The 15,804-nt window shown below is 69.3% G+C and carries 17 protein-coding genes; 11 read left to right on the plus strand and 6 right to left on the minus strand.

Going from position 1 to position 15,804, the window contains the following annotated elements:
- The first annotated feature begins 68 nt into the window (after window positions 1-68).
- Genes MWM45_RS04390 through MWM45_RS04405 form a run of 4 tightly spaced genes read left to right on the plus strand, consistent with a single transcriptional unit; the run spans window position 69 to window position 3,652 of the window.
- Window positions 69-962, plus strand: coding sequence for a bifunctional methylenetetrahydrofolate dehydrogenase/methenyltetrahydrofolate cyclohydrolase (locus tag MWM45_RS04390; protein ID WP_247828406.1), 894 nt, complete (start codon window positions 69-71; stop codon window positions 960-962).
- 53 nt (window positions 963-1,015) lie between these two features.
- Window positions 1,016-1,957, plus strand: a complete 942-nt coding sequence (locus tag MWM45_RS04395; protein WP_247828407.1) for an ABC transporter ATP-binding protein — start codon at window positions 1,016-1,018, stop codon at window positions 1,955-1,957.
- A complete protein-coding gene (locus MWM45_RS04400) occupies window positions 1,950-2,822 on the plus strand; it encodes an ABC transporter permease (protein WP_247828408.1) in 873 nt (290 codons plus the stop codon). The genes MWM45_RS04395 and MWM45_RS04400 overlap by 8 nt, the downstream gene beginning before the upstream one ends.
- Window positions 2,819-3,652: an ABC transporter permease gene (locus MWM45_RS04405; RefSeq protein ID WP_418909729.1), complete on the plus strand. Its 834-nt coding sequence runs from the start codon at window positions 2,819-2,821 to the stop codon at window positions 3,650-3,652. Before MWM45_RS04400 ends, MWM45_RS04405 begins: the two co-directional genes overlap by 4 nt.
- Before the next feature lie 17 nt (window positions 3,653-3,669).
- On the opposite strand, the gene MWM45_RS04410 is transcribed toward MWM45_RS04405, so the two are convergent.
- Together MWM45_RS04410 and MWM45_RS04415 are read right to left on the minus strand one after the other, a co-directional pair.
- On the minus strand, window positions 3,670-4,371 hold the full coding sequence (locus tag MWM45_RS04410; RefSeq protein WP_247828409.1) for a sortase domain-containing protein: 702 nt from the start codon (window positions 4,369-4,371) through the stop codon (window positions 3,670-3,672).
- Between the two features lie 15 nt (window positions 4,372-4,386).
- The gene (locus tag MWM45_RS04415; protein WP_247828410.1) at window positions 4,387-5,169 is read right to left on the minus strand and encodes a CHRD domain-containing protein; all 783 of its coding nucleotides are present in this window, start codon (window positions 5,167-5,169) and stop codon (window positions 4,387-4,389) included.
- Window positions 5,170-5,339: 170 nt separating this feature from the next.
- On the opposite strand from MWM45_RS04415, the gene MWM45_RS04420 reads away from it, so the two are divergent.
- The 5 genes from MWM45_RS04420 to MWM45_RS04440 are packed head-to-tail and all read left to right on the plus strand — an operon-like array spanning window position 5,340 to window position 9,422.
- Window positions 5,340-5,834: a hypothetical protein gene (locus tag MWM45_RS04420; RefSeq protein ID WP_247828411.1), complete on the plus strand. Its 495-nt coding sequence runs from the start codon at window positions 5,340-5,342 to the stop codon at window positions 5,832-5,834.
- A 43-nt stretch (window positions 5,835-5,877) separates the two neighbouring features.
- On the plus strand, window positions 5,878-6,711 hold the full coding sequence (locus MWM45_RS04425; protein WP_418909730.1) for an exodeoxyribonuclease III: 834 nt from the start codon (window positions 5,878-5,880) through the stop codon (window positions 6,709-6,711).
- 16 nt (window positions 6,712-6,727) lie between these two features.
- Window positions 6,728-7,771, plus strand: coding sequence for a tryptophan--tRNA ligase (trpS, locus tag MWM45_RS04430; protein ID WP_247828413.1), 1,044 nt, complete (start codon window positions 6,728-6,730; stop codon window positions 7,769-7,771).
- Between the two features lie 3 nt (window positions 7,772-7,774).
- The gene (locus tag MWM45_RS04435) at window positions 7,775-8,374 is read left to right on the plus strand and encodes a 2'-5' RNA ligase family protein (protein ID WP_247828414.1); all 600 of its coding nucleotides are present in this window, start codon (window positions 7,775-7,777) and stop codon (window positions 8,372-8,374) included.
- Window positions 8,334-9,422: a YihY/virulence factor BrkB family protein gene (locus MWM45_RS04440; protein ID WP_247828415.1), complete on the plus strand. Its 1,089-nt coding sequence runs from the start codon at window positions 8,334-8,336 to the stop codon at window positions 9,420-9,422. Before MWM45_RS04435 ends, MWM45_RS04440 begins: the two co-directional genes overlap by 41 nt.
- 122 nt (window positions 9,423-9,544) lie before the next feature.
- Here the strand turns inward: MWM45_RS04440 and MWM45_RS04445 are convergent, their stop codons facing one another.
- From MWM45_RS04445 to sdhC, 4 genes are all read right to left on the minus strand, one after another.
- The gene (locus MWM45_RS04445) at window positions 9,545-10,333 is read right to left on the minus strand and encodes a succinate dehydrogenase iron-sulfur subunit (protein WP_043444111.1); all 789 of its coding nucleotides are present in this window, start codon (window positions 10,331-10,333) and stop codon (window positions 9,545-9,547) included.
- On the minus strand, window positions 10,333-12,111 hold the full coding sequence (gene sdhA, locus MWM45_RS04450; RefSeq protein WP_247828416.1) for a succinate dehydrogenase flavoprotein subunit: 1,779 nt from the start codon (window positions 12,109-12,111) through the stop codon (window positions 10,333-10,335). Before sdhA ends, MWM45_RS04445 begins: the two co-directional genes overlap by 1 nt.
- 90 nt (window positions 12,112-12,201) lie before the next feature.
- The gene (locus MWM45_RS04455; protein ID WP_247828417.1) at window positions 12,202-12,669 is read right to left on the minus strand and encodes a succinate dehydrogenase hydrophobic membrane anchor subunit; all 468 of its coding nucleotides are present in this window, start codon (window positions 12,667-12,669) and stop codon (window positions 12,202-12,204) included.
- Window positions 12,670-12,675: 6 nt separating this feature from the next.
- Window positions 12,676-13,059, minus strand: coding sequence for a succinate dehydrogenase, cytochrome b556 subunit (gene sdhC, locus MWM45_RS04460; protein WP_052274151.1), 384 nt, complete (start codon window positions 13,057-13,059; stop codon window positions 12,676-12,678).
- 224 nt (window positions 13,060-13,283) lie between these two features.
- Between sdhC and MWM45_RS04465 the strand changes: the two genes are divergently transcribed.
- Both MWM45_RS04465 and MWM45_RS04470 read left to right on the plus strand, forming a co-directional pair.
- A complete protein-coding gene (locus tag MWM45_RS04465; RefSeq protein WP_247828418.1) occupies window positions 13,284-14,438 on the plus strand; it encodes a mannose-1-phosphate guanylyltransferase in 1,155 nt (384 codons plus the stop codon).
- Window positions 14,439-14,572: 134 nt separating this feature from the next.
- A complete protein-coding gene (locus MWM45_RS04470) occupies window positions 14,573-15,721 on the plus strand; it encodes an amidohydrolase (RefSeq protein WP_247829127.1) in 1,149 nt (382 codons plus the stop codon).
- Window positions 15,722-15,804: the final 83 nt, after the last annotated feature.

Consider the following 15,804-nt stretch of genomic DNA (forward strand, 5'->3'; position numbering starts at 1 on the left):
CCGGCTGCTGCGACCGCGGCAAGGCATTCCTGCTCGAGCAACTGGACACCCCGAGAAGGACGATTCGCATGACGACCACAGCACGCATCCTCGACGGCAAGGCGACCGCCGCCCGGATCAAGGAGGAACTCGCCGAGCGTGTGGCAGTCCTCCGCGAGCGCGGTGTGACGCCGGGCCTCGGCACGGTGCTCGTGGGGGACGACCCCGGCAGCCACTCCTACGTGGCGGGCAAGCACCGCGACTGCGCCCAGGTGGGCATCACCTCGATACGCCGCGACCTCCCGGCCACCGTCACGCAGGAGGAACTCGAGGCGGTCCTCGACGAGCTGAACGACGACGACGCCACCACCGGCTACATCGTGCAGCTCCCGCTGCCCGCGCACCTCGACACCAATGCGATCCTCGAGCGCATCGACCCGGCGAAGGACGCCGACGGCCTGCACCCGATGAACCTCGGCAGGCTCGTCCTCAACGTCAACGCCGCGATGGACTCGCCCCTGCCGTGCACCCCGCACGGGATCGTCGAGCTCCTCCTCCGGCACGACGTCGCCCTCACGGGGCTGAACGTGCTGGTCGTGGGACGCGGCGTCACCGTGGGCCGGCCGCTCGGGCTGCTCCTGACGCGCAAGCAGATCAATGCGACCGTCACCCTGGCCCACACCGGGACCGTCGACCTCGCCGACCACCTCGGCCGCGCCGACGTGGTCGTGGCGGCCGCCGGCATCCCGCACATGATCACGGCGGATCAGCTCAAGCCCGGCGCGATCGTCCTCGACGTGGGCGTGAGCCGCGTCGAGGACCCGGAGACCGGGAAGGCGAAGCTCACGGGCGACGTCGACCCCGCCGCGGCGTCCGTGGCCGGCTGGCTGTCGCCGAACCCCGGGGGGGTGGGGCCCATGACCCGGGCGATGCTGCTCACGAACGTCGTCGAGGCCGCCGAGCGCAGGGCCGTCCAGGCCTAGACACGCGAGGCTCCCACCGGATCCTGCCCGGGGGCATCGCCTAGGCTGGGCGGGTGCCCACCCACCCGTCCCGACCACCGGTCATCTCCGCGCAGCAGCTCAGCAAGCACTACGGCGGGTTCAAGGCCGTCGACGGCCTCTCCTTCGAGGTGCCGGCGGGGGAGTCCTTCGGCCTGCTGGGCCCGAACGGCGCGGGGAAGTCGACCACCATGCGCATGATCGGCGGGGTCTCGCAGCGGACCTCGGGCCGGCTCACCATCATGGGCCTCGACCCCGAGGACCACGGGCCCGAGGTGCGCGCCCACCTCGGGGTGGTACCGCAGCAGGACAACCTCGACGAGGAACTGAGGGTCCGCGACAACCTCATCGTCTACGGCCGCTACTTCGGGCTCCCGATGAGCTACCTCAGGCCCAAGGCCGACGAGCTGCTGGAGTTCGCCCAGCTCACCGACAAGGCCGGTGCGAAGGTCGACGCGCTGTCGGGCGGCATGAAGCGGCGCCTGACCATCGCGCGCTCCCTCATCAACGAGCCGAAGATCCTCCTGCTGGACGAACCCACCACGGGCCTCGACCCGCAGGCGCGACACATCCTCTGGGACAGGCTGTTCCGCCTCAAGGAATCCGGGGTGACCCTGATCCTCACCACGCACTACATGGACGAGGCGGAGCAGCTCTGCGACCGGCTCGTGGTCGTGGACAAGGGCCGGATCATGGCCGAGGGGTCACCCGCGCAGCTCATCCGGGAGCACTCCACCCGCGAGGTGCTCGAACTGCGGTTCGGTTCGGCACGCAACACCACGGTGGCGGGCGAACTGCACGGGATCGGGGAGCGCCTCGAGCCGCTGCCGGACCGCGTGCTGATCTACGCCCAGGACGGCGAGGCGGCCCTGGAGCAGGTCACCTCCCGGGGGCTGAAGCCCATCACCTCCCTCGTCCGGCGGTCCTCCCTCGAGGACGTGTTCCTGCGCCTGACCGGGAGGAGCCTCGTTGAGTGAGAGCGAGCCCGCCGTCCAGGACGCCACCACCGGCCCGCCCTACCGCCTCCACGCCCACGCGCCGGAGGTCTCCGCGCGCCGCGCCCGGTCGTTCGGGTCCTGGTACTACGCCGAGCACGTGCTCCGCTCCATGCAGGGCTACCGCTGGACGCTGCTCGCCTCCAGCGTCGGCACCCCGGTCATGTACCTCTTCGCGATGGGCGTGGGCCTGGCCTCGCTCGTGGACGCGAACTCGGCCGCGGCCTTCGGCGGCGTCGGCTACCTGGCCTTCATCGCCCCGGCCCTGCTGGCGTCCGCGACGATCATGACGGCGGCCACGGAGTTCACCTACCCCGTCATGGACGGTTTCAAGTGGCGGCGGGTCTACTACGGCCCGCACGCCTCGCCGCTCGGCACGGGCCAGATCGTCAACGGGCACGTGCTCGCGATCACCGTCCGGCTGACCGCGACCACCATCGTCTACTTCCTCATCGTCGCCGCCTTCGGTGCGTCGCCGTCCGCCACGGGGGCGGCCGTCATCCCCGTCGCCGTCCTCAGCGGCCTGGCGTTCGGCCTCCCGCTGATGGCCTACTCGGCGAGCGTCGAGGAGGACAAGGGCCAGTTCGCGCTCGTCATGCGCTTCATCGTGACCCCGCTGTTCCTGTTCTCCGGGACGTTCTTCCCGCTCGACACCCTGCCGGTCTTCCTGCAGTGGATCGGCTGGATCTCACCGCTGTGGCATGGCACGGAACTGGGCCGGAGCCTCACCTACGGGCAGGTCGTCCCGCCCTGGCTCGCCGTGGTCCATGTGCTGTACCTGGTGGTCCTCGCCGTCGTCGGCCTGCGCCTGGCACACTCCGTCTACGCGAGGAGGCTCGGCCGGTGAGCGCCCCGCTGACCCTGCAGGACTACGCGCTGGACGGCTCGAAGCGCCCCCTCGCCGCGCTGTACTCGCGCAACGCGAAGGCCGTCATAGCGCGCGGGCTCCTGGCGACCCGCAGCAGCAACTGGCTCATCATGGTGTCCGGCTTCTTCGAGCCGGTGCTCTACCTGGTCTCCATGGGCGTGGGCCTCGGCGCCCTCGTCGGGACGGTCGAGGGGCCCGACGGCCGGCCGATCAGCTACGCCGCCTACATCGCGCCGGCCCTGCTGGCGGTCTCCGCCATGAACGGGGCCGTCTACGACAGCACGTGGAACGTCTTCTTCAAGATGAACTTCGCCAAGCTGTACCAGGGGATGCTGTACACCTCGCTCGGGCCGCTCGACGTCGCGATCGGCGAGATCTTCCTGGCCCTCCTGCGCGGAGCCCTGTACGCGACGGGCTTCACCGCGGTGATGGCGCTCATGGGGCTCATCACGACGCCGGTGGCGCTGCTCGTGATCCCGGCGTCCGTGGTCATCGCGTTCGGGTTCGCGTCCTTCGGCATGGGGATCACCAGCTTCATGAAGACGTTCCAGCAGATGGAATGGATCAACTTCGTCATGCTGCCGATGTTCCTGTTCTCGGCGACCTTCTACCCGCTCAGCGTGTACCCGCAGGGCATCCAGTGGTTCATCCAGGCGCTGCCCCTCTGGCACGGGGTGGAACTGCTGCGCCAGATCAGCGTCGCCTCGTTCACCCCGGCGACGGTCCTCCACCTCGGCTACTTCCTCGTCATGAGCGCGGTGGGCATGCTGCTGACCACCCTGCGGTTGCGGAAGCTCTTCCTGCGGTAGCGCCCGGAGATCCGGCCCTAGGGGACGAGCGTCGCGTAGACGACGTAGTTGTCGTCGAATTCGCCCGTGTCGGGGTTGTAGCCGTCGCACGTGATGAGGCGCAGCTCCGACCCCGGGGTGTTCCCGTACACCTCGAGGGTGGGGAACTCGTCCTTCCCGTAGGCCTCGCCGCGCTGGAACTCGAAGACCGCCGTCGTGCCGTCCTCCCGGGTGACGCTCATGCGGTCGCCGGCGGTGAGGGTACGGAGATCGGCGAAGACGCCCTTGCCGCCGTCGGTGGCGTTCACGTGGCCGAGCAGGACGGCCGGGCCGCGATCGCCGGGCGTGGGGGACTCGTCGTACCAGCTCGCGGGAGCCCCCGGGCCGTCGGGCGGCACCTCGAGGCTCCGGTTCTCGCGCAGGCCGAGCCTCAGCAGGTCGGTCCGGACGCCGATCGACTCGATCTCCAGCGTGACGGGCGCGGAGGCCGGGAGCACGGCGGGCAGGGGAGTCGGCGAAGCGGGGGCGCCCGACGACGGCGCGGTCGCCGTCGCGGACGGTGCGGCAGAGGGTGGGGCGGACGCCGGGGCGGAGGGAGCCGGCGCATCCGCGCTCGAGGAGACGGCGGGCGCCGGGGCGGTCTCCGGCGTGCTGGCGGCCCCGCACCCGGTGAGGAGGAAAAGGGCGGCCACCGCCGGGGCCGTGAAGCCCCAGCGGTGGCCGATCACTCTATCGATCATCGTGGATGATCTGGATCACGCGTTGTCGGCCGTACGGCGACGGACCACGTAGGTGCCACCGGCTGCTGCGGCGAGGACCAGGCCGCCGCCGAGGGCGATCATGCCCGCGGTGTTGGTGGAGGACTCGGTGGCGACACCGGTGTCGGCTCCACCGTAAGGCATTTCACCCATCTGGGTCTTCACGAGGGTGCCGCACAGTGCGGGGGAGGTCGCGCCGAGGGGGAGCTCGGGAGCGATCTCGGAGGGGCTGCCGAAGACATCAGCGGGAACGCCCGCAGTTTCGGGATCAAGGCCGTGGACGACGACGACGGCGGTGCCGGCGGCGAGTGCCTTCTGGGTGGCGTCATCGATGGTGATGGTGCGCTGGACGGAGTAGGTCCCGCCCTGTCCGCCGAGTGCCAGGTTCAGGCCCTCGGCAGGCGTGGCCGCACCGGACGTGGTCAGGGTGGTCAGGATGTCGCCGTAGCCCGGGACGCCCTCGGCCACGTTGACGATGCCGTTGCCGTCGGCGTCGTCGGCGGGGGTGGGGCAGACGCCCTTGGCTCCACCGTGGATGTGCTGGACGTGGGGGTACGGTGCGTCCATGAACGTCTCGGCGAGGCCGGACACCTGGAGGTTGACCGTGGCCTGGTCACCGGCGACGTCGAGGGTGATGGAGCCGGTGCCCGTGGTGCCGTTGAGCTGGCCGAGGGTGGACGAGTAGGCACCGTCATGGGCGGCCATCGCGGGGGACGCGGCGAGAGCGACAGCGCTGATCGCCAGTGCCGGTACTGCCAGGAGACGCATCTTCTTGTTCATGGGTGTTCCTCCATAGTACGAGTGAAGCGCACCGAGTGGGCGCGCATGGGAGTACTTCGGGGTGAGCGCCATCACGGATGGGAGAACTGGGAGGAAACTTATCAAAGCCTGACAGTTCGCCCGCGGTGGAAGCACCGGGGGTGGGGCTGCCGATGCGGGAGAATGGTGGGATGCAGTCACTAGGGAGTAATGGGAGGCCTGCGGGCCGGGGTCCGAGCATGCGCATGGGAAGTGCCGGGATGGCCGTCATGCTGATCGTGTTCCTGGTCGCCGTGGTGTTCGCGGCGAACCAGAACGACGTCGTCGGCTGGCTGGTGGTGATCGTCTCCCTCGGCTGGCTCCTCATCTTCAGCTACGTGGTCCTCAGTCTCCGGGGAGCGGCGCGGAAGGCGACGGCGCGCCTGGAGGCCCAGGGGGTCTTCGGGCCGGGCCTGTCGGGGCAGGACCAGGTGAAGCCTGCCGCCACGGACAGGGCCCGGGACCTGAAGCTCGACCACAGCTTCAAGATCGTCCAGGTGCAGGTCGGTGTGGTCAGGGACTACCTCGGCAAGGACGAGGGGATGGTGGAGCGTGCCCTCGAGACGATCGAGATCACCTCGCACAACGCCCGCTCCATGATGAAGGGCTCCACCGAAGGGCCGGTCGAGGGCACCATTGTCGACTGAGGGACCCGCCCGCCGCATGAATCGGAATACCCTGCCGGGTACAGTGGATCGAGTGAGTCCGGCCTCGAATCCCCCACAGAAAACCCTGCGCATCGCCTCGGTGAACGTCAACGGAATCCGCGCCGCCTACAAGCGCGGGATGCAGGAATGGCTGGACGGGCGGGACATCGACATCCTCTGCCTGCAGGAGGTCCGCGCCCCCGACGCCGTCGTCCGGGCCCTGCTGGGCGGGGACTGGCACATCCTCCACACCGAGGCCGAGGCCAAGGGACGCGCCGGGGTGGCCGTCGCCTCCCGGCAGCAGCCGACGGCGACGCGGACCACGATCGGCGATTCCTACTTCGACACGTCCGGCCGCTGGGTGGAGGCCGACTTCGACGTGGACGGCGCGAATCTCACCGTCGTGAGCGCGTACGTCCACTCCGGCGAGGTCGGCACGCAGAAGCAGGACGACAAGTACCGCTTCCTCGACGCCATGACCACCCGGCTGCCCCAGCTGCGCGACGGCGCCGACCACGCCGTGGTCATGGGGGACCTCAACGTGGGCCACACCCGGCTGGACATCAGGAACTGGAAGGGCAACGTCAGGAACGCGGGCTTCCTGCCCGAGGAGCGGGCGTACTTCGACCGTTTCTTCTCGGACGAATGCGGCTTCGTGGACGTCGCGCGTCTCCTCGCTGGAGAGGTCGACGGCCCCTACACGTGGTGGTCCTGGCGCGGCAAGGCGTTCGACAACGACACCGGCTGGCGCATCGACTACCAGCTGGCCACCCAGGCCCTCGCCAAGAGCGCCGTGAGTTCCGACGTCGACAGGGCACCGAGCTGGGACACGAGGTTCTCGGACCACGCGCCGCTCGTCGTCGACTACCAGATCTAGATTCAGGACAGCCTCCATGACACAGTCCACGTCCGCCGCCCTCCCGGAACGGCGGCAGCGCATCCTCTCGGGCATGCAGCCCTCGGCGGGTTCCCTCCACCTCGGCAACTACCTCGGCGCGCTCGTGCAGTGGGTCCGCCTGCAGGAGACCTACGACGCCGTCTTCTTCATCCCCGACCTGCACGCGATCACCGTGCCGCAGGACCCGCAGGAACTGGCGCACCGCACCCGGCTCACCGCGGCGCAGTACATCGCCGGCGGCGTCGACCCGGACCGGGCGACGCTCTTCGTGCAGTCGCACGTCCCGGAGCACGCCCAGCTCGCCTGGGTGCTGAACTGCATCACCGGGTTCGGTGAGGCCTCGCGCATGACGCAGTTCAAGGACAAGGCGTCGAAGCAGGGGACGGACGCTGCGAGCGTAGGCCTGTTCACCTACCCGGTGCTCCAGGCCGCGGACATCCTCCTCTACCAGCCCGACGGCGTCCCGGTGGGGGAGGACCAGCGCCAGCACGTGGAGCTCAGCCGTGACCTCGCGCAGCGCTTCAACACGCGGTTCGGCGAGACCTTCGTGGTGCCCGAACCGTTCATCCAGAAGGGCTCCGCGAAGATCTACGACCTGCAGAATCCGACGGCGAAGATGTCCAAATCGGCGTCGTCCCCCGGCGGCCTGGTCAACCTCCTCGACGACCCGAAGGTGACCGCCAAACGGATCCGGTCCGCCGTCACCGATGCCGGGACGGAGATCCGCTTCGACAGGGCGGAGAAGCCCGGGATCTCCAATCTCCTCGCGATCCATGCCGGCCTGTCCGGGCGGACCGTCGCCGAGCTCGAGGCCGAGTACGAGGGGCGCATGTACGGCCACCTGAAGGTGGATCTCGCGGAGCTGGTGGTGGAGTCGCTCGCGCCCATCCGCAGCCGGGCGGAGGAACTGCTGTCCGATCCCGCGGAACTCGACCGACTCCTCGCCAAGGGCGCCGCGAAGGCACGCAGCCTCGCCGCGCCCACCCTCGCCGAGGTCTATGCGCGTGTCGGTTTCCTGCCGGCCGCAGGATCCCTCTGACCGATGTGCGCCTCGACCATCCCATCCCGCGGGGCGGCGGACGCCGTGTCCCTCCCCAGCGTGACCGGCAGCTCCGTGGGGGTCACCATCCCAATCCCGGAGCCCCTCGCCGGCACCCTCGAGCTGTGGCGGGCATCCTTCGGTGATCCGATGGCGGCGGTCGTCCCGCCGCACATCACCCTCATCACGACGACGCCGGCCACGGACTGGGACGAGACCATCGACCACGTGCGGGCGGTGGCTCGCACCCAGGCTCCGTTCACCGTGCGGCTCCGCGGCACCGGATCCTTCCGTCCGGTCTCCCCGGTGATCTTCCTCCGGCTCGTGGAGGGCTTCGACGAGTGCGTGGGCCTCCATGCCAGGCTGCAGGCCGGGCCGCTCGAGCGTGAGCTCGCCTTCCCCTTCCACCCGCACGTCACCGTGGCCCACGACGTGTCGGACGCCGCCATGGATGCCGCCGTCGAGGAGCTGCAGACCTTCGAGGCCTCGTTCGAGGTGCGATCCATGGGACTCTATGAGCACGTGCCGTCAGGGCTCTGGAAGCTGAGGGAGGAGCTGCATTTTGGCCAGGACGTTGACGGCTCCCACACCGCCGCAGGATGACCCGCCCTCCCCGGCCGACCTGCCGGGGCTGCACCGCAGGGTCGCCGAGGCCCGCATCCGGCTGGGTCGGCTGACCCGTTCCGGCGGTGGCGGCATGGGACTCGTCGCCGCACGGGTGGACCTCGCCCTGTCACGCATCAATACCGTCCGCGCGGTGCGGGTCTTCCAGCTGTACCTCCGGAGGCGTGGCCCGCTCATGGCTGCAGGCCTCGCCTACCGCCTCTTCTTCGCCATCGCGGCGCTGCTCGTGGTCGTCTTCGCCGCCCTGGGCATCGTCATCGCCGGGAACGAGGCCCTGCAGGACATCGCCGTGGACGTGCTCGACCAGGCCGTCCCCGGCCTGATCGACCAGGGGGAGGGGCAGGCCGGCCTCGTGACGCCCGACGCCCTCTTCGAGGCCACGAGTGGTCTCGGCTGGACCATCGTCATCTCCGCGGGCGTGATGGTGGTGACCTCCCTCGGCTGGATCGGTGGGATGCGCCAGGCGATGCGGGGGATCTTCGGCCTGCGCCCGGTGGCCGTGATCCCGCTGGTGCTGTGGGCCAAGGACCTCCTCACCCTGGCCCTGCTCGGGATCGTGATGCTCGTGACGACGGCGCTCGGCGTGATCGCCACCAACACCCTGGGTGCACTGCTCACCTTCCTCGACCTGGGCGGGGCCACCCAGGGGCTGACCCGGGCCGCGGGTTTCGCGGTCATGATCCTCCTGGACACCTTCGTGGTCGTGGTCCTGCTCCGATCCTCCTCCGCGATCACCATGCCGAAGCCGATCCTCCTGCAGGGGGCGCTCATCGCGGGCCTCGGGACCTCGGTGCTCCGCTTCTTCTCCACGCAGATCGTGGGCCTGTTCGGCAACAGCGTGATCCTGCTGTCCGTCGCGGTGGTCGTCGCCCTGTTCGTCTGGTTCTACCTGCTGAGCCAGGTGTACCTGCTCGCGACGGCGTGGTGCGCCGTGGGGACGGCCGATGCGGCGGCCGAGTCCGCGCGCCTCCATCATGCGAAGGCCGGATCGCTGCGGCAGCGGAGCCGGCGGAGGAAGCACACCTAGACCTGCGCGGGCGACCTCCGGCTCGGAGCCGTGCCCCCGCGGACGCAGGAAAGGGCGGTCCGTCGGGACGGACCGCCCTTCCACGGGCCCTGCAGCGCCGGATCGTGCCCGGCGGTGCAGGATCAGATCTTGCGGGTCAGGATCGCCTGCTTGACCTCGGAGATGGCCTTCGTGACCTGGATGCCGCGAGGGCACGCCTCGGAGCAGTTGAAGGTGGTCCGGCAGCGCCAGACGCCTTCCTTGTCATTGAGGATCTCCAGGCGCATGTCCCCGGCGTCGTCCCGCGAGTCGAAGATGAACCGGTGGGCGTTCACGATCGCGGCGGGGCCGAAGTACTGGCCGTCGGTCCAGAACACGGGGCACGACGACGTGCACGCCGCGCACAGGATGCACTTGGTGGTGTCGTCGTAGCGGTCGCGCTCCTCGGCGGACTGCAGGCGTTCCTTGCTGGGCTCGTGGCCCTTGCTGACGAGGAACGGCATGATCTCCCGGTAGGACTGGAAGAACGGCTCCATGTCCACGATCAGGTCCTTCTCCACGGGGAGGCCCTTGATGGGTTCCACGAGGATGGGCTTGGAGGTGTCCAGGTCCTTCAGCAGCGTCTTGCAGGCGAGGCGGTTGCGGCCGTTGATGCGCATCGCGTCCGAGCCGCACACGCCGTGGGCGCAGGAGCGGCGGAAGGACACGGAGCCGTCGTGCTCCCATTTGACCTTGTGCAGGGCGTCCAGCACGCGGTCCGTCCCGTACATGGTGAGCTGCCATTCGTCCCAGTGCGCCTCGTCGGACACCTCGGGGTTGTAGCGGCGGACCTTCAGGGTGATGTCGAACGTGGGGATCTCTCCTCCGCCGCCGACGCCGGGTGCCAGCTCGATCTTGGAGGCCGGCTCCTTCTCCATCGTTTCGGTGCTCATCAGTACTTACGCTCCATGGGCTGGTATCGGGTGAAGATCACCGGTTTGGTCTCGAGGCGGACGCCACTGGTCCCGGTGGCGCTGGGATCCTTGTAGGCCATGGAATGGGTCATGAAGTTCTCGTCGTCCCGTTCCGGGAAATCCTCGCGGAAGTGGCCTCCGCGGGACTCCCTGCGGTGCAGGGCCGCAGCGGTCATGACCTTCGCCATGTCCAGGAGGAACCCGAGTTCCACGGCTTCGAGCAGGTCCAGGTTGAATCTCTTGCCCTTGTCCTGCACCGTGATCCGCGTGTAGCGCTCCTCCAGCGTGTCGATGACGCGCAGGGCCTCGAGGAGGGTCTCCTCGGTGCGGAACACCTGGACGTTGGCGTCCATGATGTCCTGCAGTTCCTTGCGGATCAGCGCGACGCGCTCCCCACCCTCCGAGCTGCGCGCCCGGTTGAGGAGCTCCTCGGTCTCGGCCGTGGGGTTCTCGGGGATCTCGACGAAGTCGGCGGTGAGGGCGTACTCGGCGGCGGCCAGGCCGGCCCGCTTCCCGAACACGTTGATGTCGAGCAGTGAGTTCGTGCCGAGGCGGTTCGAGCCGTGGACGGAGACGCAGGCCACCTCGCCGGCGGCGTACAGGCCGGGCACCACGGTGTCGTTGTCCGCGAGGACCTCGGCCTTGATGTTGGTCGGGATGCCGCCCATGGCGTAGTGCGCCGTCGGGAAGACCGGGACCGGCTCCGTGTAGGGCTCCACACCGAGGTAGGTGCGGGCGAACTCGGTGATGTCGGGCAGCTTCGCGTCGATGTGCGCGGGCTCCAGGTGCGTCAGGTCGAGGAGGACGTAGTCCTTGTTCGGACCGGCACCGCGGCCCTCGCGGACCTCGTTCGCCATGGACCGCGCCACGATGTCACGGGGCGCGAGGTCCTTGATGGTGGGTGCGTACCGTTCCATGAAGCGCTCGCCCTCCGAGTTGCGGAGGATGGCGCCCTCGCCGCGGGCGGCCTCCGAGAGGAGGATGCCCAGGCCTGCGAGGCCGGTCGGGTGGAACTGGAAGAACTCCATGTCCTCGAGGGGGATCCCGCGGCGGAATGCGATGCCCATGCCGTCACCGGTCAGGGTGTGGGCGTTCGAGGTGGTCTTGTAGACCTTGCCGACGCCGCCCGAGGCGAAGACGACGGACTTCGCCTGGAAGATGTGCAGCTCTCCCGAGGCGAGATCGTAGGAGACGACGCCGGCGACGCGCTTCTCGATGCGCGTCACGCCGTCCACCGTGACTTCCTGGTCCACCATCAGGAGGTCCAGGACGTAGTACTCGTTGTAGAACTCGACGTTGTGCTTGACGCAGTTCTGGTAGAGCGTCTGGAGGATCATGTGCCCCGTGCGGTCGGCCGCGTAGCAGGAGCGTCGGACGGGCGCCTTGCCGTGGTCGCGGGTGTGGCCGCCGAAGCGCCTCTGGTCGATGCGCCCCTCGGGCGTCCGGTTGAACGGCAGGCCCATCTTCTCGAGGTCGAGGACGGCCTCGATGGCCTCCTTCGCCATGACCTCGGCGGCGTCCTGGTCGACCAGGTAGTCGCCGCCCTTGACGGTGTCGAACGTGTGCCACTCCCAGTTGTCCTCTTCGACGTTGGCGAGGGCCGCACACATGCCGCCCTGCGCGGCTCCGGTGTGGGAGCGGGTGGGGTAGAGCTTCGTCAGGACGGCGGTGCGGGCGCGCTGGCCGGACTCGATGGCCGCGCGCATTCCTGCGCCGCCCGCGCCGACGATGACGACGTCGTACTTGTGGACCTGCATGCTGGTCGCTCTTTCTGTTGAAACCGTTGTGGCTGCATGAGTGCGGCCCGGTGGGCCCGTCATGCGGGAGGTGCCGGCCTGCGGCGGGTGTTACGGGGCGGGGCAGTAGTCCGCGACGTGGGCCACCCCGTTGATGACGGGGCAGGGATCGAAGGTGAAGATCACGAGCGTGCCGAGGACCACGATGACGACGGTCGACGTGTACAGGACACCCTTCAGCCACATGCGCGTGCTGTTCTTCTCCGCGTAGTCGTTGATGATCACCCGGATGCCGTTGGTGCCGTGGAGCATGGCCAGCCACAGCATGGTCAGGTCCCAGATCTGCCAGATGGGGCTGGCCCACTTCCCGGCGACGAAACCGAAGTCGATGCCGCTGATGCCGTCACCCGCGACAAGGTTCACGTAGAGGTGCACGAAGATCAGCACCACCAGGATGGCCCCCGAGATGCGCATGAACAGCCAGGCGATCATCTCGAAGTTGCCGCGCGAGCCGGGGGTGCGGGAGTAGCCCGGGGACACCCGACCGGAGCGGGGGGTTTCAATGGTTGGCGTAGCCATGGGGACCTAACCTCCGAAGACGTGCGAGAGATGGCGGATCGAGAAGGCGATCATGACGACCGCCCAGAGGCCGACGACGCTCCAGAGCATCTGGCGGTGGTACTTGGGGCCCTTCTTCCAGAAGTCCACGAGGATGACGCGGATGCCGTTGAAGGCGTGGAAGACGATCGCGGCGACGAGGCCGAGCTCTCCGAGACCCATGATCGGGTTCTTGTAGGAGGCGATGACGGCGTCGTACGCCTCGGGGGAGACCCGCACGAGCGAGGTGTCCAGGACGTGGACGAGGAGGAAGAAGAAAATCACGACCCCGGTGATGCGGTGGGCCACCCAGGACCATTGGCCTTCCCGGCCACGGTAGAGGGTGCCCGTTGGTGACAGTGTCTTCGGCATTGAATTGACCTCCCTGCATCGCGAGGGCGTTAGCGCGATATACGCAGGGATTACGCCGGTGCGACAGCACTCTTCAGATAAGAATAATCTAGGCCGGTGACATTCCCGGTTCAATTTAGGGGCCCCTCACCTGTGACCTCCCTAACACCGGCACCGGCAGGGGCCCGCTGCCGGTCCCGGGTGGAGGGAGCCCGGCCCGGCATGCGTCGGTTACCGTGGAACGGATGAGTACCGAGAGGGCGGTTGCCCACACCCCTGACACCGAGCCCGCGGACGATGCTCTCGCGCGCTTCCACGGCGTGATCCCCGCGGGAGGCACCGGCACGCGGCTGTGGCCGCTCTCGCGAGCGGCCGCACCCAAGTTCCTGCACGACCTCACCGGGTCCGGCAGCACGCTGATCCGTGCCACCTACGACCGCCTCCGTCCGCTCTGCGACGGCCGGATCATGGTCGTCACCGGTATCGTCCACCGACGCGCGGTGCTCGAGCAGCTGCCGGAGATCGAGGACCTGAACCTCGTCCTCGAATCGGAGCCGAAGGATTCCGGGGCGGCGATCGGGCTCGCCGCCGCCATCCTCCACCGGAGGGACCCGCGCATCATCATGGGGTCCTTCGCCGCCGACCAGGTGATCTCGCCGGTCGACGTCTTCCAGGACGCGGTCCGCGAGGCCATCCAGACGGCCGCCCGCGGCTTCATCGTCACCATCGGCATCAAACCGACCCACGCGTCGACAGGCTTCGGGTACATCCGCGCCGGCGAGCCCCTCGCCGTGGACGGGGCGCCGAGCGCGCACGCCGTCATCGAGTTCGTGGAGAAGCCGTCGCAGGACGTCGCCGACGGGTACATCGAGAGCGGCAACTACTCCTGGAACGCCGGCATGTTCGTGGCGCCGGTGGACCTCATGCTCAAGCACCTGTCCGCCAACGAGCCCGAGCTCTACGCGGGCCTCACCGAGATCGCGGAGGCCTGGGACACCCCCCGCCGCGTCGAGGTGGCCCGCCGTATCTGGCCGACGCTGCCGAAGATCGCCATCGACTACGCCGTCGCGGAGCCCGCCGCCGCCGCGGGCGACGTCGCCATGATCCCGGGCGAGTTCAGCTGGGACGACGTGGGCGACTTCGCGGCCATCGGCCGGCTGAACCCGGCCGAGGAGAACAGCGAGCTCACGGTGATGGGAGAGGGCGCGCGCGTCTTCTCGGAGAACGCCTCGGGCATCGTCGTGTCGGACACGAAGCGGGTCATCGCGCTCATCGGGATCGACGACGTCGTCATCGTGGACACCCCCGACGCCCTGCTCGTCACCACCAAGGAGCACGCCCAGGAGGTCAAGACCGCCGTCGAGAGGCTCCGCGCCAGCGGCGACACCGACGTGCTCTAGGAGGGCAAGCGAACAGGGGCCGAGGCACGGGAGCAAGGAAATGCCGCCTGCGGGCCGCCGGTCGGTAGGCTGAGGACGTGGAAACGTTCAGCGCCCAGAGCCCTCCTGCCTCACGGGCGGGTGTATCCCTCTCCCTGTTGCTCGATGAGCTGACCGGTATCCGGCGTGACATCCACCGCAACCCCGAGCTCTCCTTCAAGGAACACCGCACCACGGACCTGCTCGTCGCGCGGCTCCGGCAGGCCGGGCTCGTCCCGCAGCGGCTGGTGGGCACCGGCGTCTTCGTCGACGTCGGCGAGGGTCCGCTCCGCCTCGGTCTGCGGGCGGACATCGACGCCCTGCCGATCATCGAGGAGACGGGCCTGACCTACGCCTCGGCCTCCACCGGGGTGACGCACGCCTGCGGCCACGACATCCACACGACGGTGATGCTCGGCGTCGCCCTCGTCCTCGCCGACCTCGACCGCGAGGAGCCCCTGCCCGGCAGGGTGCGGATCATCTTCCAGCCCGCCGAGGAGATGATGCCCGGCGGCGCGCTCGACGTCATCGACCAGGGAGTGCTCACCGGCCTGCCGCGGATCCTCGCCCTGCACTGCGACCCGAGGATCGACGTCGGCCTGGTCGGCACGCGCATCGGCGCCATCACGTCGGCGTCCGACACCATCCGCGTCGAGCTCAGCGGTCGCGGCGGCCACACCTCACGCCCGCACCTCACCGAGGACCTCGTGTTCGCGCTGGCGTCCATCGCCGTGAACGTCCCGGCCGTGCTCTCCCGCCGGATCGACGTGCGCAGCTCGGTCTCCCTCGTCTGGGGACAGATCCACGCCGGGTCCGCCCCCAACGCCATCCCGGCGCACGGCTACATGTCGGGTACGCTCCGCTGCCTCGACGCCGATGCCTGGAAGGCCGCCGGTGAGCTGCTCGACCGCGCCGTCCGCGAGGTCGCGGCGCCGTTCGGGGTGACCGTGAAGCTGGAGCACACGCGCGGCGTGCCGCCCGTGGTGAACCAGGAGGCGGAGACCGGCCTGCTCGAGGCCGCCGCCCGCGCCGAACTCGGCCCGGGCGCCGTGGTCCTGACGCCGCAGTCCATGGGGGGCGAGGACTTCGCCTGGATGACCCAGGAGGTGCCAGGTGCCATGATGCGGCTCGGGACGCGCACGCCCGGCGGGGAGACCTACGACCTTCACCGCGGCGACTACAGGCCGGACGAGCGGGCCATCGGCTACGGCATCCGTGTCATGACCGCCGCAGCCCTCCGGGCCGTGGCCGGCGCCGACGCCTAGCGGCCGGCCGGGCGCCGCCGGGACGGGTGCTCAGCCCCCTGTGCATAACGAAACCCGAACGATCGGCGCCCGCGATGTGCCCG

The organism is Arthrobacter antioxidans (assembly GCF_023100725.1).
Lineage (GTDB): Bacteria > Actinomycetota > Actinomycetes > Actinomycetales > Micrococcaceae > Arthrobacter_D > Arthrobacter_D antioxidans.

Excerpts from the sequence above, each read along its gene's own strand:
- MWM45_RS04445 (WP_043444111.1), bottom strand. The coding sequence starts at position 10,333 with ATGAGCACCGAAACGATGGAGAAGGAGCCGGCCTCCAAGATCGAGCTG.
- MWM45_RS04390 (WP_247828406.1), top strand. The coding sequence starts at position 69 with ATGACGACCACAGCACGCATCCTCGACGGCAAGGCGACCGCCGCCCGG.
- MWM45_RS04410 (WP_247828409.1), bottom strand. The coding sequence starts at position 4,371 with ATGATCGATAGAGTGATCGGCCACCGCTGGGGCTTCACGGCCCCGGCG.
- MWM45_RS04455 (WP_247828417.1), bottom strand. The coding sequence starts at position 12,669 with ATGGCTACGCCAACCATTGAAACCCCCCGCTCCGGTCGGGTGTCCCCG.
- MWM45_RS04420 (WP_247828411.1), top strand. The coding sequence starts at position 5,340 with ATGCAGTCACTAGGGAGTAATGGGAGGCCTGCGGGCCGGGGTCCGAGC.
- MWM45_RS04415 (WP_247828410.1), bottom strand. The coding sequence starts at position 5,169 with ATGAACAAGAAGATGCGTCTCCTGGCAGTACCGGCACTGGCGATCAGC.
- sdhC (WP_052274151.1), bottom strand. The coding sequence starts at position 13,059 with ATGCCGAAGACACTGTCACCAACGGGCACCCTCTACCGTGGCCGGGAA.
- MWM45_RS04465 (WP_247828418.1), top strand. The coding sequence starts at position 13,284 with ATGAGTACCGAGAGGGCGGTTGCCCACACCCCTGACACCGAGCCCGCG.
- trpS (WP_247828413.1), top strand. The coding sequence starts at position 6,728 with ATGACACAGTCCACGTCCGCCGCCCTCCCGGAACGGCGGCAGCGCATC.
- MWM45_RS04435 (WP_247828414.1), top strand. The coding sequence starts at position 7,775 with ATGTGCGCCTCGACCATCCCATCCCGCGGGGCGGCGGACGCCGTGTCC.
- sdhA (WP_247828416.1), bottom strand. The coding sequence starts at position 12,111 with ATGCAGGTCCACAAGTACGACGTCGTCATCGTCGGCGCGGGCGGCGCA.